This window comes from Mycobacterium sp. TH-M25, from assembly GCF_057473665.1.
In genome coordinates, this window is the sequence record NZ_JBYCLA010000057.1 from 1 (window position 1) to 2446 (window position 2446).

General features: G+C 64.2%; 3 protein-coding genes and 1 pseudogene. 1 reads left to right on the forward strand and 3 read right to left on the reverse strand.

Going from position 1 to position 2446, the window contains the following annotated elements:
• Together AC2VOU_RS02220 and AC2VOU_RS02225 are read right to left on the reverse strand one after the other, a co-directional pair.
• A partial coding sequence (locus AC2VOU_RS02220; RefSeq protein ID WP_486955888.1) for a nuclear transport factor 2 family protein occupies positions 1 to 724 on the reverse strand: 724 nt, incomplete at its 3' end.
• The gene (locus AC2VOU_RS02225) at positions 724 to 1284 is read right to left on the reverse strand and encodes an isochorismatase family protein (RefSeq protein ID WP_047314043.1); all 561 of its coding nucleotides are present in this window, start codon (positions 1282 to 1284) and stop codon (positions 724 to 726) included. The genes AC2VOU_RS02220 and AC2VOU_RS02225, both read right to left, overlap by 1 nt.
• A gap of 98 nt (positions 1285 to 1382) precedes the next feature.
• Here AC2VOU_RS02225 and AC2VOU_RS02230 point away from each other — a divergent pair.
• Positions 1383 to 2024: pseudogene (locus AC2VOU_RS02230) on the forward strand (DoxX family protein); the annotation flags it as partial.
• Here the strand turns inward: AC2VOU_RS02230 and AC2VOU_RS02235 are convergent.
• The gene (locus AC2VOU_RS02235; RefSeq protein ID WP_486955889.1) at positions 1951 to 2379 is read right to left on the reverse strand and encodes a DUF2784 domain-containing protein; all 429 of its coding nucleotides are present in this window, start codon (positions 2377 to 2379) and stop codon (positions 1951 to 1953) included. The pseudogene AC2VOU_RS02230 and the gene AC2VOU_RS02235 overlap by 74 nt on opposite strands.
• Between the last annotated feature and the right edge of the window lie 67 nt (positions 2380 to 2446).

Sequence of the window (2446 nt, forward strand, 5' to 3'; positions counted from 1 at the left end):
GCTCGTGACCGGCCAGCGAGACCGCAACGGTGGATCCCGCGCTGTTCATCTTGGTCCAGCTGGCCCCGTTGAGCCGTTCAACGAGTTCAGCAACGTCGAGGGGATCGTTGTCACCCAAAGTTATTGCAGCAGTAGGTGACAGTGCATGACAGGTGGCAGACTTGTCATGGTGCGCAACCGAGTGCAGGAAGGTTGCCACCAGCTTCTTGTGGCGTGTGCCGGCCCTGCGAAAACCCGTCATGAAACCCGCGGTACCGCGCAATCCTTGGTTGCCCAATAGACTTCGGGACAGTTGCAGGGCGGGCGATACTGCTCGCGACCCGGTTAGCAGGAACTGCAGCATCATCGCCGGCAGCTCCCAGTAGGCCCGCAGCACGGCAATCCGCCACTCGCCGTTAGCCTCTCGGAGGTCGTAGCGCAAGAATGCGGGAATGTACATTGTCACGGCCGAAGACATCGCCACCTCGAGTTCGAGATCGCGTATGACGACCGGGCCGACGACGATATCCACATCGCGATGGAATGTGATGTCGCGCGGGCCGATGAAGGTGTCGTAAAAGCGGCCGATCTGTGCGTGCCCTACATGCGGCTGCGAGCCCACTGGATCTTCGATTCGGCCGTCACTGGTGAATAGCCCAACCCAGCCGGCACGGTCGTGCGAAGCGGCCGCCTGAGGCGACCGTTCCACCGCGGCCAGCAGCTCGTGGCGGCTCGGTGTCGTCATCAGGAGCTCAAGACCACGGCGACGCCGGCTTTGCGCATCTCGTCGAGCGCCTCCATGGTCGACTGCGCCCTGGACCCCACCGACAGGTCTAGCAATACCCGCGTCGTAAAGCCCGCCCGGGCCGCGTCCTGGGCGGTTTTGCACACGCAGAAATCGGTGGCGACACCGACCACGTCAACCTCGTTGACCTCGTGCCGAAGCAACCAGTCGAGCAGCGGTGTCTCCGTCTCGTTGACGCCCTCGAAACCGCTGTACGCCCCGCTGTAAGCGCCCTTGCGGAAGACCGCCTCCACCGGGCTCGTGTCGAGATCAGGGTGAAAATCGGCGCCGTAGGTTCCCGCCACGCAGTGCGGCGGCCAGGATGACACATAGTCCGGTGTGTCGGAGAAATGTTCACCAGGGTTGATGTGGTAGTCCTTAGTGGCCACGACGTGCTGATAGCTGGGATGCTGGGCCAGGTAAGCGTTGATCGCGTGGGGTAACGCATCCGCGCCGGCCACTGGCACTGAGCCACCCGTGCAGAAATCGTTCTGCATGTCGACAATGATCAACGCTCGCACTCAGTCCACCATATCCGCCGTCGCGGCAAATTGCCGTCGCTGACTGCGCCGACATGGAGCGCGGTTTGTTTGCCGGTCAGCCGGGTAATCCACCGACCATGTTGATCCGCAGAATTGCGCGGCCGCTGTTGTCGGTGGTGTTCATCGGCCAAGGAATCGAATCGCTGCTCAACCCCAAGTCGGCCGCGGAAGCCGCCGCGCCCGCAGTGGGCGGTCTGCAGGCATTGCCGGATACCGTTGGCAGCAGTGTTGCGGGCGACGCCGAGACGTTCGCGCAGATCAATGCGGCCGTTCAGATCGGGGGCGGTCTGCTGCTCGCCACCGGTCAGCTGCCCCGGCTCGCCTCCGCCGCGCTGGCGTGCACCGTGTTGCCGGCCAACCTGGGAGTGCACATGTTCTGGAATGAATCCGACCCAGGGCGTAAAGCGCAGCAACGCCGGGAGTTTCTGGCCGACCTTAGCCTTTTGGGCGGACTGATGATCGCGGCCGCTGATACCGCGGGCAAGCCGTCCCTGGGGTGGCGCGGCCGCCGGGCGGCCGCGCGGATCTCGGACGCGGTGTCTTCAGCGGTGCCCGGGTCTGATCACCGGCTGCTCGACGCTGATCTTGGCGAAAAGATCGTGCATAGCCTGCAGGTCGGCGCCGAACGTGGCCGCAAGCTAGCCATTACCGCGGCCGAAAAGAGCGCGCCGCTGGCCGAAGCCGCCCGTCAGCGGGCCGGTCAGCTGGCTGGCATTGCCGGCGCCTTCTGATACCAAGACAGAAAAACACCGCCCAGGAGACCGCCACCACCACAAAGGCGCCGATCTGCACGCCGCCCAGCCAACTGACCGGATAGATCACCCCGGTGATGTAGTGGGCGATGAATCCGTTCGGCGGCAGTGGCGTCATTGCGGCCCTCGCCCGAGCCCACCGTTCCAACCAAGTTAGCGGGCAGTCAACACGATTGGTGGCGATGCCGATCCCCCAGATCGCCGCCGGCACGTGCAGCCAGATCGTGCGCCGCCAGTGCACGGCGAGGAAACCGCCGACAACGACGTAACCGATGAAGACGAAGTGCAACGCGACCACTAACGCGACCACAGTTTCGTACATCGGTGCGCTGCCTACGGGTTCTGCCGCGCCGAGCCGGCCAGGAAGGCGAGGAAAGTATCGACGATGG